Source organism: Gracilimonas sp. (assembly GCF_040218225.1).
Classification (GTDB): Bacteria; Bacteroidota; Rhodothermia; order Balneolales; family Balneolaceae; genus Gracilimonas.
Map to the genome: position 1 here is coordinate 303,025 of NZ_JAVJQO010000008.1, position 18,914 is coordinate 321,938.

Sequence of the window (18,914 nt, forward strand, 5' to 3'; positions counted from 1 at the left end):
CTTGAGTAAAAACTCCGACAAACTGGATTTTATTTCAGAGGCTCTTGCTCAACGAAAAGCTGAACACCGCTTTAGAGAATTAGTACGGGTTGAACCGGAACCTCAAGGGGCTTCAATAAAGAAAGAAGGGAAGAGTATACTTAACTTCTGCTCCAATGATTATCTGGGTTTAGCTACCCATCCCAAAGTTATTAAGAAGAGTTTGGAGTATGCCAGACGCTATGGCGCTGGTTCAACAGCATCCAGGTTGGTAAGTGGAAACTTCACTATACACGAAGAACTGGAATCCAGGTTAGCCCTGGTATTTGATGTGGAGGCAGCCCTGGTTTTCAATACTGGTTTTCAGGCCAATGCTACCATATTGTCAACGTTAGCCGATCGAAACTCACTCATCCTAGCCGATAATAAAGTTCATAACAGTCTGCTGCAAGGTGCAATTCTGAGCCGGTCTGATTTGCAGCGTTATGATCATAATGATTACCTGCATCTAGAGAAATTACTGGAGAAGGCGCAAAAAAAGTCATATAACCGCATTTGGATCGTCTCAGAAACAGTATTCAGTATGGATGGAGATCAAAGCGATGTGAAGCGGCTGATTGATTTAGCTGAAAAGTATGATGCTTTGCTATTTTCGGATGATGCCCATGCTCTGGGAGTTTTAGGTGAAAAGGGGTTAGGGTTGAACTATGGAAAGAAAGGAATTCATGTGTCGCTGGGTACTTTTGGAAAAGCATTTGGAGCTTTTGGTGCCTTTGTCGCTTGCTCTCAACAATTAAAAGACTACCTCATTAACTTTTGTCCCGGCTTTATTTATACGACAGCATTGCCTCCGGCTGTAATTGGAGCTTTGGAGGCTTCTTTGGAGCTAATACCCACCATGGATGCTGAAAGAAAACACATTTATGAGCTAACGCAATATTTCAAAAAAGAAATTCAGCAATCAGGATTTGAAACAGGTGATTCTAATTCCCAAATTATACCTGTAATTGTTGGCGATGAAAAGGAGACAATTTCCGTTTCACACCAACTGGAAAATAACGGCATACTTGCTACTGCAATACGTCCGCCAACTGTATCCCCGGGATTTTCCCGCATTAGAATTACGATTACTGCAAAACATCAAAAAGAAGACTTAGATAAACTTTTACGTGCATTCGGAAAAAGAAAATAAGCTTGATTTAGAAATCATTGCGTATCACGGGTGGGGTTTCGATTCATCTTTTTGGAAGAATTGGAAAGATATCCTGCCTCCGAACGTAATGTTAAAGACAGCAGATAGGGGATATTTTTTGGAAGAAAAGCTTCCTAAGTTTTCTAATGAATCAAAGCATAAGGTGATATTTTTGCACTCCTTTGGACTCCATTGGTGTCCAAAAGAGCACATCGAACAGGCCTCATGTGTTGTGATTTTCAATGGGTTCAAAGAATTTCATCCAAAAGATACAGCTGACAGGAAAAGATCTTTAAAGGTGCTCAAAAAAATGATTAAGCAATTTGATGAAAACCCTAAAGAAGTTCTTAAAAATTTTTGGGTCAATGCCTTTCATCCGGATAAGAAAAAGAATATCCCAAAAGGGAAACCAGATATTGATTTTCTATTGAAAGATTTAAAAAAACTCAGCACTTCTGTTTTTGATCTTACACACCTGCAAAAAGGTCAACCTATCATCAGTCTGGATGGTGGAAGTGATAAAATTTTGACTCACAACAGAGGGAAGGAATTCACAGAATTAACCGATGGAAATGCAGTATATCATTTTATAAAGCAAGCTGGGCACGGAATGCCGGTTACACATTATAAAGATTGCTGGTCGTTTATAAATGCAATGATTCCTATTTTCCAACACAATGGAAATTACAGAAGAAAAAGAAATCAACAGAATAGCCAGTAATTTTGGTCATTCTGCTGAAAACTATCATCAGGAAGCAGAAATTCAAAAGAAAGTAGCCGATGGACTCATCTCCTCGCTGCTGCCATGGCGTGAGCTTTTACCCTCCGGACCTATTCTGGAAATAGGTTGTGGAACGGGGTTTTTAACCCGTAAACTGATAGAGCATTTCCCTGAAAAGGAATTCATTATTACAGATGCTTCTCCGTCTATGCTTCAATTCTGCAAAGAGGAGCTGGATAATCAAGGGCTTGTAAATGATAAAATTAAGTTCAAAGTGCTTGATGCGAACGAATTTAAAGAGGAAGATGAGATGTATTCGATGGTAATAAGTAACTTTGCGCCACAGTGGTTCAGGGATACTTCCATAGCCTTAGAAAACCTATCTCGTGCAATACAGCCAGGCGGGTTGCTACTCTGTTCCTTTCCGGGCAATCACACGTTTGAGCAGTGGTATGAGAACTGTCTTGAACTGGGACTTCCCTACACTGCGAATCCTTTACCTGATGTAGAAGAAGTTGTCGTCAAGCTTTCTATGGGGCCTTTGCAAATCGATTATTACGAGAATGATCTGTTTCAGGAATTCGATACTTCACTTGATTTCTTTCGCCATTTGAAACGAATAGGGGCAAGTGAAAATTTAAAAGGTAATTCTTTGTCATCTAAGCAATTCAAGCTCTTACTGAATCACTGGGACGAAAAAGCAGGCGACAGAATTAAAGTTAAATGGCATGTCGTTTATTTGGCAGCCAAAAAAGATTTTAAATAATGAGTATGGATTTACCAGAAAAACTATTTATAACCGGAACAGATACTGGTATTGGTAAAACATTCATTTCAGCTATGTTGATGAGCAGTCTGGATGCAACCTACTGGAAGCCAGTGCAAGCCGGATTGGATGAAGAAACCGATACCGAATTTGTAAAACGAGTTTCGGAAGTTGCAGATCAACGAATCATCCCAGAAAGATATCGCCTGAACACCCCGATGTCTCCTCATGGTGCTGCTGATATCGATAAAGTAGAAATATCGCTGCACGATTTCAGCCTTCCTGATTTTGAAACCAAACATCTTATAGTTGAAGGAGCCGGCGGACTGTGGGTTCCTATTAACTGGAAGGAGTCTATCCTGGATTTAATCACCCAATTTGATATTCCGGTATTACTGGTTGCAAGAAGTGAATTGGGCACTTTAAATCATACATTATTATCTCTTGAAGCCTTGAGAAGCCGGAGTGTTGAAGTTTTTGGGGTGATTCTTAACGGTCCGCATCACCAAAGCAATAGAGAGACCATAGAGCATTTCGGAAAAGTACCGGTTTGGGAAGTCCAAGAGTTAGATACAATAAACAAACAGACTCTCATAAAATCATACAAAAGCTGTTTTATTTAAATAATAGAGCCATCAACTAATCTTAAATTCTAACTAATTATTAAAGAAAGTGCATAAAAACCTCTGGCATCCTTTCACAATTTTAAAAGACGCTCCGGATCCTATTAAAGTAAAAAGCGGAAGAGGATCCTGGCTTACCCTGGAAGACGGAACCGAAGTTTTAGACGCTATTTCAAGCTGGTGGGTGAATATTCATGGGCATACCCATCCTGAAGTAGCAGATGCCATCTATAAGCAAGCCCAGACTCTAGAACATGTTATCTTTGCTGGTTTTACTCATGACCCTGCAGAACAACTTGCAGAAATGCTGGTCGAAAAGCTCCCTAAGAACTTAAAGCGGGTTTTCTATTCTGACAATGGTTCTACAGCAGTGGAAGTTGGGATGAAACTGGCCTACCAATACTGGAAGAATAAAGGAGAAGACCGAAAAACTTTTATCTGCTTTGAAGGGGCCTACCATGGAGATACTTTCGGAGCCATGTCGGCCGGCGAACGTTCTGTTTTTACGGATGTTTTTAAAGACTTGTTGTTTGATGTAGAAGTATTGCCTTTTCCTGAAACCTGGATGGGTGACAAAGAAAGAGCACAAAAGGAGGATGAAGTTATAGAGCAGTTGGAAGACCTGCTTAGCAATCACCCCGACAAATATGCCGGTATTTTGATGGAGCCCATGGTCCAGGGAGCAGGCGGAATGCGTATGTGCAGCGAGGAATTTATGCAGAAACTGCACTGGGTGAACCGACAGTTTGGAGTATTACTTATTCTGGATGAAGTAATGACTGGGTTTGGCAGAACCGGAGATTATTTTGCCTGTCAAAGAGCTCAGGTTGAACCAGATATTATTTGTTTGTCAAAAGGTATTACAGGGGGCTTTATGCCTTTAGCAGCCACTGTTTGCTCAGACGATATCTTTCAAACCTTCAATTCATCAGATCCAATAAAAACTTTTTGGCATGGCCACAGCTATACTGCAAATCCATTGGGTTGTGCTGCCGGAGTAGCTTCGATGAAAGTTTTAGAAAGGGAAGAAGCTTTTAGAAAGTTTGAATCTATTCATTTGGAAGAAATTGACAAACTTAAATCAAATCCAAGGCTTGAGCACTTTAGAGTTACCGGAACCATTGCTGCAATGGACATCAAAAATGATGAAGAGGGAGGTTATCTTAATTCGGTGGCTAATGAAATTAAGAAGAAGTGTGTTGATTATGGAGTTCTGTTACGTCCCCTGGGAAATGTTCTTTACCTGATGCCTCCTTACTGCACTACAGAAGAGGAATTGAGAAAAATCTATAGTACGATTTCAGAACTTATCGAATAGTGCCTTTTTTGTATTCGTGCATATTGATCTCAAGTCCTCTAATTAAGAACAAGTCCAAATAGAAAGTACCTTAAATGCATAAATTAATTATGATTAGTCCTTACGATTCTTTAAAATCTACCTGAGGACAGGGTTTGGGTTTTTGGGGTACTTTTTTCTAATTATATCCCGTCCGTAAAAGATCGCTTGTAATTATTTAAGCCAACCTTTGGATATTGAATGCCGGGCTATCCAGATGAGTCCAATTCCGAATAAAAAGACCATAATCGGCATTATTACTCCTCCAGGACCGTAAACTTCAATTGAGTTGCTCATAAATAGTGAGTGATACAACTGCACAACAATCCCAACAAAGGAAACAATGAAAAGTGGAAGGGCTAGTTTTCTTTTCATTAAAAGTGCCAAAGACCCAAAAGCACCACCAAATACTGCGAATGCAAAAGCTCCCGTAGCCCATGCAGGTGTATTATTCATAAGTTCTTGTTGAGCTTCAGGTAGTTCAGCCATTATTTCAGGGCTCATGGTTACGGTCATGATATAAGACATGACGCCAAGTAAGTTCCAAACCAGGGCTCCCCATCCAATAACCCAAAACCAGGTAGTTATTCCATTATTATTTTGTTCTTCAGTCATCATAAATCAATTAGGTTAGTATTTATAGATATCTCTGGAATAGAATAGCTTTCAAATAGTAATAATTATTCTGGTAAAAGTAGAATAATTTTAACTGCGGCGTTCTCTGAAAAAAGCTTTCAATAAATGCTCACATTCAGCTTCCATCACGCCTTGTATCACTTCTACCTGGTGATTGAGCTTTTTATTTGATGAGATATTGAAAACACTGCCACAACCACCGGCTTTGGCGTCTGCTGCTCCAAAAACAATTCCGCCAAGTTTACTCCATACAGCCGCTCCGGCACACATAGGGCAGGGCTCAAGAGTTACGTACAAGGTACATTCGCTGAGGTATTTCTCATCCATGGTTTCGCAGGCGGCTGAGATGGCAATCATCTCAGCATGCGCCGTCGGATCGTTTAATCGCTGAACTTGATTGTAGCCCTTCCCAATGATTTGATTATTCCGAACAATGACGGCTCCAACGGGTACTTCGCCTTCATCAAAAGCCTGCTCGGCCAGCATAAAGGCACGGGCCATAAATCGATGATGTTTCTGCCAAACTTGTCCTTCAGTTTCATTCATAATACTTGATTGCTATCCTTGGATTTAACTACCTTGGCGCGAACTTAATCCTATTTAGATGAAAAAAGTAGAGCAAAGCATAAAAGATTTTATTTCTGAAACCATACGCACCATTCCGGATTTTCCGAAGGAGGGAATTCAGTTTAAAGACATAACAACACTTTTGCAGGATAAGCGTGCCCTGGAACTTACTTCCTATATGCTGGCTCAACCTTTCAGGCATAAATCTGTGGATTACGTTGTCGGACTCGAGTCACGAGGATTTTTATTCGGTACAAATCTTGCACAGGATTTAAACGCCGGGTTTGTTCCGGTTCGTAAACCGGGTAAGCTTCCAGCTAAAACACTCTCAGAAACTTATGCTTTAGAATACGGAGAAGACCGTGTTGAAATACATGACGATGCAATTTTTGAAGGAGCAAAAGTAATCATACATGATGATCTAATTGCTACGGGAGGTACTGCATCTGCAGCATCGAAATTAGTAAAACGCCTTGGGGGACATATAGTTGGTTATTCCTTTATTATTGAGCTTTCCTTCCTGAATGGACGCGATCAACTTCACCAGGGTGTGCCGGTAGAAAGTATTATCATCGAATAACCGGAACAATATTTTATTTCGTGAATACAATTGCTTGAACAAACAATAGTAATTGAGGACACGAAAATGAGACCCCATAAACTTACTCCGATTATTCTGTTGGCTTCAATCGTGATGTTAGGCACAGCCTGCAAGACTTTTGTGGTCAAAAATGTGAACTACGCCCACCAAATTGAATCAGTTTTAACTCCTGATGAAGATGGAACCGTAACTGATGTCAGACATGGCATTACCTTCAATGTCTCTCCATTTCAAAAACAAGAATTTGGAGAAAATGACAGCACCAATCAAATTAAAGAAGTCCGCCTCATTAGGAATGCAGAAGGTTTCTATTTCATCACAGCAAATCAATTCAAGAACGTTTATGTGATGGAACCGGGAAACGGATCGCTTAAGCTGAAAAATAAAATCAAAGTTTCTGAGGAAAGGATTTCCGAACCCGCCTTTAATATGAGAGACGGAGTTGTTCAGCTGGTAAAGGTTGAATCCAATGAAGTTATAACTATGAATCAAAACGGCATTAAAAAGAATGACAAAGAGGAGGAACAATCATGAGACGGTTATATACAGCTACTTTTGTAATGATTGCATTGATAGCAGGTTCAGTATCTGTTACTGCTCAAACATCTGACTATCAGGTAAAAAAGAACTTTGAAGAGCGTTATGCGGAACTTAAGACATCAATATCGGAAGCGATGACCGTGAAAGAGATTGATAGTTTGCGTACCGAGATTAAAGATTTCGCTTACTATAATGAAGACCATGAAGCTTTGCTTAATAATGCTTTGTATCCGGAAACTTATGAAAGCAGTATCGATGAACTTGAACAAAGAGCACGAGCTGCAGAACACAAATTGCTGATTATTGAGAATCAAAACGAGAAGCTAACCCAGCTTTCTACTGAGCTCTCTAGTTATAAGTCAGAAATTGCAAATTTAAATGAGCGTACCGATTCACTTAGAAATGCAATTTTAGCTTCTGAAAAGAGTGAAAGTAATCTTTCCAACCTTGTCCAAAGATATCGCAAAAGTATGGAGGAGCGTGATGAATTCGTACTTAATATGATCGATTCTCTTTTTATCACCTATAAAGATATGCAGGGTGAAGCGTTGGCTGAATTTACCGAAGAGAATGGCCCAAGAGCTTTACAGGAAGAGGATAATCCGTTACACGTTATAGAATCTGTGATCGAAGAGAATATTCAGATTCTGAAATCTGATGATGGTTCTTTGCAAACGGAAGATTATCTGCGAATGTATGTCGTACAGAATCGCTTTTCAGAAGTGTGGAACCAAATTGGAGACGACCTCACTCGTATTTATGCAGGTAATAAAGCCAATGAATGGGAGAACAGTATAGAGAATAAACTGGGTGACTGGAAAGCCAGCGCATCAAAAAATATGTGGGCTTCCATGGATAGCTATCTCGAGAAAAACAATGTTGACCTCGGTGCTTTTGATAGTAACGAAAGTTTCTACAATTCTATCGAGCAATTTGTTACCAAGGCAACAGATGCCAGCCGTGAGAAAGTTATTACTGATGAAAACTATGCTGATTTTCAGGCTTTTTATGATTTCTGGAATGGGAAAATCAAAAAAGACTGGGGCAAATTTGTGCAGCAAGGAGAAGTACTCACAATGACTCAAATTTCAACCATTGACACTGAAATTATGACCTGGAGAGATGAGGCCAAGCCAAAGTCATTCCTTATTCCAATTCTATTTGGATTAAGCCTGTTAACCATAGTAGGTCTTATAATCGTATTAGCAAGAAAGTAATACCCCAAATATTACTAACTGTCAAAAAAGGTCGGCCGGGAGGTCGGCCTTTTTTATTATCAAAAAGAAACTAAATTAAACAGACAACCGTATGGCCTCACAACTTTTAATCTTGCATGACATATGAAACGACTCTTATTAATTTCCGGTGTTCTTTTAATATCCTTAACCGCTTTTGCTCAGTCAGCAGAAGAACCAGTCTCAGAAACAACCTTGATATTTGTTCGTCATGCAGAGAAAGTAGATGATGGTACACGAGATCCATCCTTAAGTGAGCAGGGAAAAACCCGGGCTGTGCGACTAGCTGACATTATGCTTAAAGAATATAATGTATCAGCTATTTATAGCACACCATATAAGAGAACCAAAGAGACCGCATCTCCAATAGCAGATAGTTTAGGCATTGTAATCCAGGAATACGGATTGAATGATCCAAAGGGATTGGTTCAGTCTATCATATCCTCGAATAAAGCTTCTACAGCTCTGATTGTGGGTCACTCCAACACAACACCACTCTTGGTTAATATATCACTGGGAGAACAACGATTTGAGCAACTCGATGAAAAAGCCTATGGAGATATTTTTATAGTAACCATTGGTGAGAATCAGCCCCCTAAGGTGGAAAAAAGAAATTATTAAGGAAGAGAATAATATTTCCTGAGCAGCCATTCACTTCCCAATAAAAGCAATACAAGGGCAAACCAATAAAAAGAGCGCACTGGAAAAGAATATTTCTCTATCGTCTGTGTACTTGATTGCAGTACATTAGCAGTTTTGAGGCTGTCCCAAAGAGATTCTGCATTTTGATAAGTAAAAAAGCTACCGCCAGAATTGGTTGAAATAGATTTTAATAAAGCATCATCGCGAATTGTGTTGGTAAGTTCTGAGCTGGAATTGGATATCAGAAACTCTCCAGACTTTGTTTCAATCTCTCTTTCTCCTTTTCGTGCCGCAGCCTGATAGCTATATAAACCTTCAGACAGGCGAGGCAGGGTAAGAGTATAATTTCCATTTCCCACATTCTCCATGTTGAATGACCGGGGACTTCCTTCATCAGAGCTAACCTCGACTTCAATAATTCCATCACTTTCCGGATCCCCGCGTTCGTTTCTAAGACTGGCATTGATGATAGGAGCCTCAGCTGTACTGAATGTTTTTTTAGCCGGAGAAATACGAAGCTTTCTGTTGTCAGGGTCGCTTGCAGTCCATGAAACTAAATTCGCTATAAAAGTACCTGCATATTCCCGTTCAAGAGGATTAGAACTTTGAATCCATTTATACCAACCCCAGGGTAGTACATGAGAGCGTCTTAAGTTTCCCTGTTCTATAATAGCAACAGCAGGCGATTCCGTGTTTATTCCATCATAATTTATTGAGTATAGAGTCGTACTCTGTAAATCGGAAAGCTGGCTTCTTAATCCTGAATACAAAGGAGGTACTTCGTTTAAATTAACTTCAGGTAATTCTAAAATAGGTTGTTGATCCTGTTCTAATAACTGATTCAGACGTACTGGTGCAACACGGTTTGCCTGAGTATTAATAAGTTCGAGGGTTCCCAGTTCATTAAAACCTATACCTGAACGACTACCCAACTCAAAAAATATAGTCGGTGTATCAACAATTGGGTTCAGAAAACTGAAATCCTGTACAGAACCAGGCATCCCATGCACGATAATCAGGTTAAACTCATTCTCATCTGGTAATTCTTCCACAAAACGATTTCCACCTAGCCATGTCAGCGTTGTTAAGTCGTTGTTTTCGTCTTCCCGGATAATTGAACGAATCGATTTAACATCAGGATGAATTTGAAAAGCAACATGCAGAATCTTCACTTTGCTATCCAATATATCTATAGAAAAAAGCCGGGAATTGTTTGAATTGGTCCATTCATCAGGAAGAGGCGTAGCCTGTATCTCAAATTGCTTAAGACCTTCTTCAGTAAGCTCAAGCTCAAACTGTGCTTTTTTTACCTGATTATCTGTATCGAATGTAATCTGTTGCTGTTGAAGCACTTCTTCATTAGCTATGAGAGATACATTAACGTTATTACTAGCAAACCCGGATTGTGAGATCTCAGCTTCAATGATATGGTTGGTGTTTGTATACCCGGTTGTATTTGTAAGGACGTTTGAGATTGAAACATCTTTTACACGTGAAGTATCTCCAACTGCTATCGTGTATAATGGAATAGAAGAGTTAGAAGCGTTTATGGAAGGGTTTCGTCCAAAAGTAATGATTCCATCAGAAATTATGATTGCAGCCTGCACCTGTTCTTCCATTTCAAGAATTGATTTAACAGGTTCTGCAAGGTTGGTTTGAGATTCAACTGCATTTAAAGAATCAGGTATGAATTCAGAAATGGACTCTCCGATAGAATAAAACCTGAACTCTGCCTCACTAATAGAGTTAAAATTCAGGGAGTTCAGAAGCCGGATATAAGAATCAAGTCCTTCATAATCTCCCTTTGAAATGTCGATGCTCTCTGAATTATCGAGAAAGACAGCTATTGTTGGTTTTAGATCAACGGTGCGGGAGGAGTAGAAATAGGGATTTAGTAAAAGTAATAAAACGACAACCAGAGCGGAGCTCCTTAGAGCTACAAGCGTCCATTTACCGAATGAAGGAATGCTGCTAAACTTTCGATACGAAGCCCATGATAGTGCCAGTAATCCAATAATAAGTATGATTATTATTGCTGGCGGAAGTATGTGCTGAAAACCCTGGAAATCCACATTAGTCCCTCATTTATGATTTCAGGATTGTTCTGTAAGCATATTAATCAACTTAACCGTAGTATAACCCTCAGCTTCAGCAGCATAATTATTGACAATACGATGTCGCAAAACGGGAATGGCCAGGGTTTTAATATCTTCTTCGGTCACATGGTAACGCCCCTGAGAAAGTGCGCGGGCTTTCCCTCCTAAAATAAGGTATTGAGAGGCTCTTGGGCCTGCTCCCCAGCTCATGTACTTATTTACGAAATCCGGAGCCATGTCGGTGTTTGGACGAGTTTTAGAGACCAATTCAACGGCATAGTCAAGCACATTATCGGGTACGGGGACTTCGCGCACCAAAGACTGCAATTCTTTGATTTTCTCTTTAGTAACCAAGGCCTCAATATTAATATCCTGATGAGCTGTTGTCTTACTCACAATTTCCTTTTCCTCTTCAAGGGTAGGGTAATCAACCCAAATATTGAACATAAAACGGTCAAGTTGAGCTTCAGGAAGGGGATAAGTTCCTTCCTGTTCAATAGGATTCTGCGTTGCCAGCACAAAGAAAGGAGTATCTAAATTATAAGTCTTCCCACCCGTTGTAACATGATACTCCTGCATACCTTCTAATAAAGCAGCCTGTGTTTTCGGTGGGGTGCGATTAATTTCATCAGCAAGAACAATATTGGCAAAAACAGGTCCTTTAATAAAGGTGAACTCTTTACGGCCCGAATCTTTATTCTCTTCAATTACCTCCGTTCCGGTAATATCACCAGGCATAAGGTCTGGGGTAAATTGAATACGATTAAATGTAAGATTCAATGACTCAGCTAACGTTCTGATCAGCAATGTTTTAGCTAATCCGGGAACACCAATTAAAACGCAGTGACCTCTTGAAAAAAGACTAATCAACAGAAGATTAATTATATCTTCCTGCCCAATTACAGCTTTATGTATCTCTTTTTTTATCTGATGAAAAACCTCATGGAATTCATCCGCTAACTTCACCGGATCTTTTACATCAGTACTCATAAACTATTCTCCATTTGAGGCACATCAATCTTGTATTCAACATAAATATCTTCCCGCAAATCTCGCATCCATTTCTGCATTATTCGAATTTGTTTTTGCTGCAAAGCTATACTTTTTATGCGCTCATAGTCTTGTTTAAGGTTCGCTATATGTTCAGGAATTTGCCGATCTAAACGTACAATTCTGTACGCCTTCTTATTCTGGCTTTGAAGGTTGAATGATTTAGGCTCAGAAATATAACCTTCCTCATCCATCAACAATACGACCCTGTACATAGCAGGATCTAAACGGTTCAGGGGTATCAGGCGTTCACCACTCTGAGGATCAAATATTTTACCCCCAAGATTAGATGTAGAAGGGTCTTCGCTTAACTTGCGGGCAACTTCGGAAAATTTTACATCCTCATTCGCCATAATGCTGTCTCGAATTGCATTCAGACGATTGACAGCAAATTCTTCATCAAGCTCATCGGAATCTACTGAAATTAAAATATGATTGGTTTCTATCTGATCACCCATTCTGCGGTTAAGACGAATAACGTGATACCCAAATTGCGTCTCAACAACTTTAGAAATACCTCCGGGTTGCAGGGCAGAAGCTGCTGCTGAGTATTCAGAAACTAACTCATCAAGCCCCATAAGTGGTAATAGTCCGCCTCTTTGAGCCGATCCCCGGTCATCACTATGCCGACGTGCTAATTCTTCAATCGACTTTCCATGTGTTACGATAGAATCCCGAAGCTGCTGCGCAAATTTAAAAGCCTGTTGTTCTGCATCACCTTTAGCGGGAGGGATGATGACAATTTGAGACAGAGCAACCTGCTCAGGGATGGTTGGAAGAGAATCTTTAGGAATGCTTTCGAAAAACTCATTTACCTCCGGCCGGGTTATTGAAATAGACTGCATTTTTTGTTGCTGAACCTTACTGGTAATCATCTGTTCCCTGAAATCAGATCGAAAGTCGGCCTTTAGCTGTAGCAAAGATTTTCCAAATGCTTGTTCAAGAGCTTGTTCACTTCCTGCTTGTCCTATAAGCTGCTGAATTCGCTGGTCCATTCTAAGTTCTACTTCTTCTTCAGACACTGTAATAGAGTCAATCTGGGCTTTTTCAAGAAGTACATAATTATCAATAGCTGACTCTAGAAAGTTAAACCATAGTTCGCGGCTGAATTGAACGGGTTGTCCCTGTTGTTGAACTCTGGACTGACGTATGTAGTCAGCGACACTTTGGTCGATTTCAGACTTTAGAATAATATTATCATTTACATGAGCGACAATCTGATCTGCAAGCTGACGCTGCTGAGCCTGAGTATTAAATGTGAAAATTAAAGCTAGAAAAAGAAGGGGTATAAAAACGTATTTATTCTTCATTGATTAATTTGGTTCAGTGAAACAGTAGAGTCGTCCACTGCTGTATTCGTTTCGTTTATAACGCTATGAATTTTAATTTCATTATTTGCCTGTCCCTGAAGATAAAGATTCTTTACATATGTGTTGAACGCTCTTTTTCGTTTCTCCAAAGTCAGCCATTCTTTGATCTGGCCGATTAACCAATCTAAATCGGGGTGATCGCCCTGGGGGCGCTCATCTAATAATTGCACAAAATGATATTCACTCCCAGATCGATAGGTGGGAGATATTTCTGAAGGGCCAATGATATTTAAATACCGGTTTAGCATAGTAATATCGCCACCAGCAATGGAAATAGGCCAGAAACGTTCGGATTCTCTGATCTTCAGGTCTGCATGTTTTGAGTATTGTTTAGCTACGGTTTCCCACTCAATTCCTCGCATAAGGTCTCTTTTTGCCTGTTCTGCACCGTTGTTGCTGCTCGCTATTAGATGGCGATAGCGTACATATCGTTCGTCAAGTGTAAACTTATCCTTATTCTGCTGGTAATAATTTCGGGCTTCTTGTTCGCTGACATCTATATCACCTTCAAATTCAGTGATGATGTAATCCTGAACAGCCTGAAGAATGTATTCTTCACGAATTCGCTGTAATTTTTCTTGAACTCCTTTGCGTTGAGTAAAGTTTAATCGTTCGGCTTCTTGCAGAATTACCTGTCTGCGCACCCAGTTATCCCTATAATTCAAATAAGCAGAAGTGCTGTCTGATTGAAAAATATGAGTAGGAATTTCAGCTTTTGCTGCTGCTTTTGTTAACTGCTGACTTCCAACTTCAGCTAAAATTACTGGTTGCGTGCTGTTATCTTTTTGACACGATGATATCAGCAGTAAAAGGGTAGACAAAAGTAAAATATACCAAGACCGAGGTATTGCCATCAGATTATGCGTCTTTCTTATAAGCTTTTTGAAGCTTCTTAACGTGAACTCTCACATTATATTTGTCGCGGAGTTCCTGCAGCCATTCTTTCTCACGCTGCGGCTGGAACTCTGCCAAAATGCGATTAAATGCCTCATCAAAAGTCATATTCCGTGCAGGAAGCCTGTCTTGTAACCAAAACATCCCGCGTATACTGTTATACTCGAATGTGTCAGAGAAGCTTTCTTCATTCATTCCTGCCAGCTTATCGAATGGCTCCTGAACAAAAACGGTAGTAGAGTCAACCGAAACCCCCAGCTTATCAACCTTGGACTTAACACTATCCGGAGAGCCGCCATTAGTAATAAAGGTTTTGGCTTTCATCAGGATTGAATCGTGTCTTGCTGTGAACAAGTAATAGAAGGGACGCTCAGGATATTGATACTTGTCCAGATTATCCTCATACATTGAATGCAAACGTGAGCTATCTACAGTGGCTGCACTCCAAACATTTTGTTCATTGATGTTATATACCACCAGGCCATTAAGATAACTTTCTGATTGTTGCTCAAATTCAGGGAATTTTTTCAGGGTGAGTGGAATAATGTTATCGTCAACTACTTTTTGAGCATATTCATCCAACCAATTACTGCGATAATCTTTAGCCATACGGCTGCCATACTTATTTAGGATGAAGGTATGATATTCATCGGTGGTATAATCTTCACCATTAAACTCAAATACTGTTTCTCCAGCAAGGCCAGATGGACTAGAAAGAGAGGATATTTTTGAAGTGTCAAACTCAGTAATCCACTTTCTATATAGATCTTCTGATTCGGAAATTTTTTCAGCATCAAATTCTTTCTGTAGAAATTCAATGACAAATTGATTGCTTTCCTCGTAGTAAGGAGTATTCCGTAATTGCTGCATCAGAACCTGATTTCGTTCTTCCTCAGAGTTATAGGTCTCAACTGAATCTATCTTAAATATATGATAGCCATAGTTAGTTTTAACCGGCTCAGAATAAGGTTCTGAAGGGTCCTGGTTAATTACCGCCTCAACAAAATCCATGGCAAAGTTTTGCCTGTAGCTTACCCAGCCAATTCGGCCATTTGTTCTTTTAGAGGCTCCATCTTCAGTAAATTCGTTAAGCACCTGATTCCATGGCCGGCCGTTTTCAAGAGCATCATAAGCATTATGTATCTTATCATAGGCTGTAGAATCTCCGGTTCCGCGAACAAAAATATGGTTAACCAGACGCGCAGGGGTCAACTCCCGTTTGTCCTGAAGAAGGACTATGTGGTAACCAAACTGAGTTCTGAAAGGCTCAGAAATTTCACCTACTTCTAAATTATAGACTACTTCTTCAAATTCCTGAACAGTTCGCCCAACAGAGATCCATGGAATATCGCCACCCATGCTACGGCCACCTCGCACTGTTGAATACTTTTCATTGACTTCATCCAGAGGAATGCCATTTTTGATTTCTTCCTTTGCCTGATTCAATTTTGCAATTGCCTCGTTCGCTTGTTGTTCGGAGGCATCAGGTTCAACAGCAATTAAAATGTGATATGTTTTGAGCTCCAGTTCTGCTCTTTTTTTAAATTCACCGAAAGCTGCTGGTTTAATCTCATTTTCAAGCCAATATGCATAGGCGGCCTGAGTCACATATGACTTATGCTCTGCTACTAATGCAGAATCTTCGAAATAGCCTTGTTCTTTAGCTGAGATTAACTTCGCTTTATAATCCAGATAAATAGGAAGGAAGCTTTCAAGATCTTCAAGGGTAGGTGTTTCAGAAGTACCGCTGCTGTAGTTTTTCTTAAGTTCAGCATATGTCACCTTTTGATTTCCGACTTCCCCAACAACGGTTTTATCGTTTTTTGACTGCCCGATAACCAATGAAGGGACAATTAGTAAAAGAAATAAACTATAGAATGATCGATAAGTTATGTTCGCCATTGCGAATACTGATTTAGTTTTCTTGATGATTTTTGGTTCTGTTTAAAAAAGCATGCCAGCAAATGTAGCCGTCATTAAGTTAGCTAAAGTTCCGGCAAAAACGGCTTTAATTCCAAATTTTGCCAAATCTGATTTTCTGCTTGGTGCCAATCCTCCAATTCCACCAATTTGAATGGCTATAGAGGAGAGATTAGCGAACCCGCACAACGCAAATGTAGCCATTGCTATTGTTTTAGGAGATAAAGTTGCTGCACTTACACCTTCTGCGAGTTTTAAGTAAGCTACGAACTCATTTAATACAATTTTGGTACCTAACAACGAGCCCATATTAACTGCATCTGCCCAGGGAACGCCAATTAACCAGGCGATGGGGGCAAAGATCCAACCCAGCATCATCTCAATAGTCAGGCTTTCACCTAATAACCCGGTGATACCAGTGATATCACTTCCCCAGCCCAAAATGCCATTAAACATAGCCAATAATGCAATAAATGCTAACAACATTGCACCTACATTTAAAGCAAGGTGCAAACCCGTTCCGGCTCCTGATGCAGCAGCATCAATACCATTGGCATCCGTTTTCTCAACATTCATAGAGACGTCACCTTTTGTGACTGGTTCACCATCCTCTGGAAATAAAATCTTAGCGATTACAAGAGCAGCAGGGGCGGCCATTAAACTAGCACCCAATAGTCGCTCTGCAAAAAGTTGTTGAGCTACCTGTATTTCCAATCCATTAGCCTCAGCGAATGGGGCTCCGAGCATGGCTACATAAGCAGCCATCACACCACCAGCTATGGTAGCCATTCCACCGGTCATTACTACAAACAACTCAGACTTTGTCATTTTTTTAATGAATGGCTCAACTACCAATGGAGCTTCTGTTTGTCCAACAAAAATATTGGAAACCACCGATAAAGTTTCCGCACCAGAAGTTCCCAAAAGCTTTTGCATTCCTTTTGAAACCATCTTAACTATGAATTGCAAAATACCATAGTGGTAGAGAATTGCTGTCAGCGAAGCGAAGAAAACAATAGTAGGGAGAACCTGGAAAGCAAAAAACACGCCTAAACTATCTTCATACTCTGGGCCATGCCCTAATCTTCCAAAAATAAAAGAAGCTCCTTCTGTTGTATAATTAAGCACCACCACAAAAAAGCTGGCAATCTTCTGAAAAAGAATCATGGGCCAGCCAAGCGGCCCCCAAAAACCTGCCAGTACATCTGCTTTCAGAATAAAAATGGCAAGAATGAATTGGATTCCAATCCCAATACCAACCAATCTCCAGTTTATATTTTTTTTGCTATTGCTAAATATGAACGCAAGTCCAAGAAGACTTACAATTCCAATGATTCCGCGTATGATATCCATTAGGTGTGCTCTGAGTTTATTTCTTCGGTTTTGTCTGCAGAATCTTCTTCAGATTCTTTTACAGCCGGGTTTATAAAAGGTTTGATAGGGCGCCCCCGGCGGCGATCCACCGGAGGACGAAAACAGTGCCGGGCGCGAGGTTCATATGCATCGTACTCTCCAACTAAAACCTGACCTTCTTTTTCAACAACACGTTGGGAGTAATGAGCCATAGTTCCGCTTTCCGCACAAACAGCATGTAGTTTAGTTACATATTCGGCTATGGCAAGGAGGTAGGGCATAGGGCCGAAAGGCTGGCCTTTAAAATCCATGTCAAGCCCAGCTACAATTACTCTTTTCCCATCGTTGGCTAAAGAGTTGGCTACTTCAACCACACGATCATCAAAAAACTGAGCTTCATCGATACAAACTACACGCGCGTCTCCGGTGAGCAGAACAATTTGGTCGGCGGTATCTACCAAAATACTGGGAAGTGCTGTTTCATTATGAGAAACTACTTCGGTGTCGCTATATCTTTTATCGAGAGCGGGCTTTACAACTACAACTTTTTGTCCAGCGATGTGAGCTCGTTTTGCACGACGAATCAATTCCTCGGTTTTTCCGCTAAACATGCCGCCACAAACGACTTCTATCCATCCAAATTCCCGCGGTGCTAACGAAGGTTCGTTAATCATTTAATGCTTTACTTAATATTTGAACCCTATAATTTTGTGGACGGAATATATTTGGGTATTCGGACAATTGGAAAAACTAATTCTTAAGATTTATATAAGAATGGAAGTCGTATTTATCTTTTGAATTATTACGCTTCAAAACGATTAGTCTTTCTACATCAAAAGTATAGTAAAAAGGCTTTGAAATATATTTCTTCTTGATCTTTTTAAAAGCTTTAGTCGGTAGTTTTCTGGCAATAGTTACATGAGGAGTATTACTGTTGTAAAACCTGGTTGTCTTAACTACCTCTTTTTTGATGGTTTCAAATTCTTTGGCCAGGTACTTAAAAGATTTTGATTCTTCTACTCCAATAAAAAAAGTTCTGCCAGCATCGAAAGTTGAGAAGCCCTTAAGCTGTAACTCAAACTTAGGAAACAAGGATAATCTTCGGCCAATGGTTGATATTACCTTATCAATTCTGTTTTCTGCAACCAGGAAATTACTGAGAGTAATATGAGCTTTAGAACCACGTGAAAGAAAATCACCATATTCATCTTGTAGCTCTCTTTTTAGGATGGAAACGTAGTCAACCACATTTCGTGGCGGTTCAATTAATATCAAACACTCATTTACCTTAACCTCATCTTTAAATAAAGGGAGTTGAATTGGTTTGGCCATAATCTGCCTCTCTGAATTGATTTACATTACACATGTTATTTACATATATAGTATGATATAG

The 18,914-nt window shown here is 39.9% G+C and carries 19 protein-coding genes; 9 read left to right on the forward strand and 10 right to left on the reverse strand.

Annotated features, from left to right (window positions below):
- The first annotated feature begins 1 nt into the window (after position 1).
- From bioF to bioA, 5 genes are all read left to right on the forward strand, one after another.
- Positions 2-1,171, forward strand: coding sequence for an 8-amino-7-oxononanoate synthase (gene bioF, locus RIB15_RS12625; RefSeq protein ID WP_350202523.1), 1,170 nt, complete (start codon positions 2-4; stop codon positions 1,169-1,171).
- Between the two features lie 310 nt (positions 1,172-1,481).
- Positions 1,482-1,892 carry a hypothetical protein gene (locus tag RIB15_RS12630; protein WP_350202524.1) on the forward strand — a complete coding sequence of 137 codons (411 nt, stop codon included), beginning with the start codon at positions 1,482-1,484 and terminating at the stop codon, positions 1,890-1,892.
- Complete coding sequence (locus tag RIB15_RS12635) at positions 1,849-2,658, forward strand: methyltransferase domain-containing protein (protein ID WP_350202525.1); 810 nt, start codon at positions 1,849-1,851, stop codon at positions 2,656-2,658. The genes RIB15_RS12630 and RIB15_RS12635 overlap by 44 nt, the downstream gene beginning before the upstream one ends.
- 5 nt (positions 2,659-2,663) lie before the next feature.
- Positions 2,664-3,281, forward strand: a complete 618-nt coding sequence (gene bioD, locus RIB15_RS12640; protein ID WP_350202526.1) for a dethiobiotin synthase — start codon at positions 2,664-2,666, stop codon at positions 3,279-3,281.
- Between the two features lie 49 nt (positions 3,282-3,330).
- Positions 3,331-4,599, forward strand: a complete 1,269-nt coding sequence (gene bioA, locus RIB15_RS12645; RefSeq protein WP_350202527.1) for an adenosylmethionine--8-amino-7-oxononanoate transaminase — start codon at positions 3,331-3,333, stop codon at positions 4,597-4,599.
- Positions 4,600-4,791: 192 nt separating this feature from the next.
- On the opposite strand, the gene RIB15_RS12650 is transcribed toward bioA, so the two are convergent.
- On the reverse strand, positions 4,792-5,232 hold the full coding sequence (locus RIB15_RS12650; protein WP_350202528.1) for a hypothetical protein: 441 nt from the start codon (positions 5,230-5,232) through the stop codon (positions 4,792-4,794).
- A 90-nt stretch (positions 5,233-5,322) separates the two neighbouring features.
- On the reverse strand, positions 5,323-5,799 hold the full coding sequence (gene tadA, locus RIB15_RS12655; protein ID WP_350202529.1) for a tRNA adenosine(34) deaminase TadA: 477 nt from the start codon (positions 5,797-5,799) through the stop codon (positions 5,323-5,325).
- Between the two features lie 58 nt (positions 5,800-5,857).
- Between tadA and RIB15_RS12660 the strand changes: the two genes are divergently transcribed.
- The 4 genes from RIB15_RS12660 (at position 5,858) to RIB15_RS12675 (ending at position 8,817) form a co-directional block, all read left to right on the forward strand.
- The gene (locus RIB15_RS12660; protein ID WP_350202530.1) at positions 5,858-6,400 is read left to right on the forward strand and encodes an adenine phosphoribosyltransferase; all 543 of its coding nucleotides are present in this window, start codon (positions 5,858-5,860) and stop codon (positions 6,398-6,400) included.
- Positions 6,401-6,466: 66 nt separating this feature from the next.
- Positions 6,467-6,955, forward strand: coding sequence for a hypothetical protein (locus RIB15_RS12665; protein WP_350202531.1), 489 nt, complete (start codon positions 6,467-6,469; stop codon positions 6,953-6,955).
- Positions 6,952-8,178, forward strand: coding sequence for an AAA family ATPase (locus RIB15_RS12670; protein WP_350202532.1), 1,227 nt, complete (start codon positions 6,952-6,954; stop codon positions 8,176-8,178). Before RIB15_RS12665 ends, RIB15_RS12670 begins: the two co-directional genes overlap by 4 nt.
- A gap of 123 nt (positions 8,179-8,301) precedes the next feature.
- The gene (locus RIB15_RS12675; protein ID WP_350202533.1) at positions 8,302-8,817 is read left to right on the forward strand and encodes a SixA phosphatase family protein; all 516 of its coding nucleotides are present in this window, start codon (positions 8,302-8,304) and stop codon (positions 8,815-8,817) included.
- Here the strand turns inward: RIB15_RS12675 and RIB15_RS12680 are convergent.
- From RIB15_RS12680 to RIB15_RS12715, 8 genes are all read right to left on the reverse strand, one after another.
- Complete coding sequence (locus tag RIB15_RS12680; RefSeq protein WP_350202534.1) at positions 8,814-10,910, reverse strand: hypothetical protein; 2,097 nt, start codon at positions 10,908-10,910, stop codon at positions 8,814-8,816. The genes RIB15_RS12675 and RIB15_RS12680 overlap by 4 nt on opposite strands.
- 21 nt (positions 10,911-10,931) lie before the next feature.
- Positions 10,932-11,924: an AAA family ATPase gene (locus RIB15_RS12685; protein WP_350202535.1), complete on the reverse strand. Its 993-nt coding sequence runs from the start codon at positions 11,922-11,924 to the stop codon at positions 10,932-10,934.
- Complete coding sequence (locus RIB15_RS12690) at positions 11,921-13,294, reverse strand: peptidylprolyl isomerase (RefSeq protein WP_350202536.1); 1,374 nt, start codon at positions 13,292-13,294, stop codon at positions 11,921-11,923. The genes RIB15_RS12685 and RIB15_RS12690 overlap by 4 nt, the downstream gene beginning before the upstream one ends.
- Complete coding sequence (locus RIB15_RS12695) at positions 13,291-14,208, reverse strand: peptidyl-prolyl cis-trans isomerase (RefSeq protein ID WP_350202537.1); 918 nt, start codon at positions 14,206-14,208, stop codon at positions 13,291-13,293. Before RIB15_RS12695 ends, RIB15_RS12690 begins: the two co-directional genes overlap by 4 nt.
- A gap of 4 nt (positions 14,209-14,212) precedes the next feature.
- Positions 14,213-16,150, reverse strand: coding sequence for a peptidylprolyl isomerase (locus tag RIB15_RS12700; protein ID WP_350202538.1), 1,938 nt, complete (start codon positions 16,148-16,150; stop codon positions 14,213-14,215).
- 42 nt (positions 16,151-16,192) lie between these two features.
- A complete protein-coding gene (locus tag RIB15_RS12705; protein WP_350202539.1) occupies positions 16,193-17,521 on the reverse strand; it encodes a NupC/NupG family nucleoside CNT transporter in 1,329 nt (442 codons plus the stop codon).
- Positions 17,521-18,195, reverse strand: coding sequence for a thymidine kinase (locus RIB15_RS12710; protein WP_350202540.1), 675 nt, complete (start codon positions 18,193-18,195; stop codon positions 17,521-17,523). The genes RIB15_RS12705 and RIB15_RS12710 overlap by 1 nt, the downstream gene beginning before the upstream one ends.
- A 76-nt stretch (positions 18,196-18,271) precedes the next feature.
- Positions 18,272-18,853, reverse strand: a complete 582-nt coding sequence (locus RIB15_RS12715; protein WP_350202541.1) for a 2'-5' RNA ligase family protein — start codon at positions 18,851-18,853, stop codon at positions 18,272-18,274.
- Positions 18,854-18,914 lie beyond the last annotated feature (61 nt).

Coding starts and splice junctions, on each gene's coding strand:
- RIB15_RS12630 (WP_350202524.1), top strand. CDS start 1,482: ATGATTAAGCAATTTGATGAAAACCCTAAAGAAGTTCTTAAAAATTTT.
- RIB15_RS12635 (WP_350202525.1), top strand. CDS start 1,849: ATGGAAATTACAGAAGAAAAAGAAATCAACAGAATAGCCAGTAATTTT.
- bioD (WP_350202526.1), top strand. CDS start 2,664: ATGGATTTACCAGAAAAACTATTTATAACCGGAACAGATACTGGTATT.
- RIB15_RS12650 (WP_350202528.1), bottom strand. CDS start 5,232: ATGACTGAAGAACAAAATAATAATGGAATAACTACCTGGTTTTGGGTT.
- tadA (WP_350202529.1), bottom strand. CDS start 5,799: ATGAATGAAACTGAAGGACAAGTTTGGCAGAAACATCATCGATTTATG.
- RIB15_RS12660 (WP_350202530.1), top strand. CDS start 5,858: ATGAAAAAAGTAGAGCAAAGCATAAAAGATTTTATTTCTGAAACCATA.
- RIB15_RS12665 (WP_350202531.1), top strand. CDS start 6,467: ATGAGACCCCATAAACTTACTCCGATTATTCTGTTGGCTTCAATCGTG.
- RIB15_RS12670 (WP_350202532.1), top strand. CDS start 6,952: ATGAGACGGTTATATACAGCTACTTTTGTAATGATTGCATTGATAGCA.
- RIB15_RS12675 (WP_350202533.1), top strand. CDS start 8,302: ATGAAACGACTCTTATTAATTTCCGGTGTTCTTTTAATATCCTTAACC.
- RIB15_RS12685 (WP_350202535.1), bottom strand. CDS start 11,924: ATGAGTACTGATGTAAAAGATCCGGTGAAGTTAGCGGATGAATTCCAT.
- RIB15_RS12690 (WP_350202536.1), bottom strand. CDS start 13,294: ATGAAGAATAAATACGTTTTTATACCCCTTCTTTTTCTAGCTTTAATT.
- RIB15_RS12695 (WP_350202537.1), bottom strand. CDS start 14,208: ATGGCAATACCTCGGTCTTGGTATATTTTACTTTTGTCTACCCTTTTA.
- RIB15_RS12700 (WP_350202538.1), bottom strand. CDS start 16,150: ATGGCGAACATAACTTATCGATCATTCTATAGTTTATTTCTTTTACTA.
- RIB15_RS12705 (WP_350202539.1), bottom strand. CDS start 17,521: ATGGATATCATACGCGGAATCATTGGAATTGTAAGTCTTCTTGGACTT.
- RIB15_RS12710 (WP_350202540.1), bottom strand. CDS start 18,195: ATGATTAACGAACCTTCGTTAGCACCGCGGGAATTTGGATGGATAGAA.
- RIB15_RS12715 (WP_350202541.1), bottom strand. CDS start 18,853: ATGGCCAAACCAATTCAACTCCCTTTATTTAAAGATGAGGTTAAGGTA.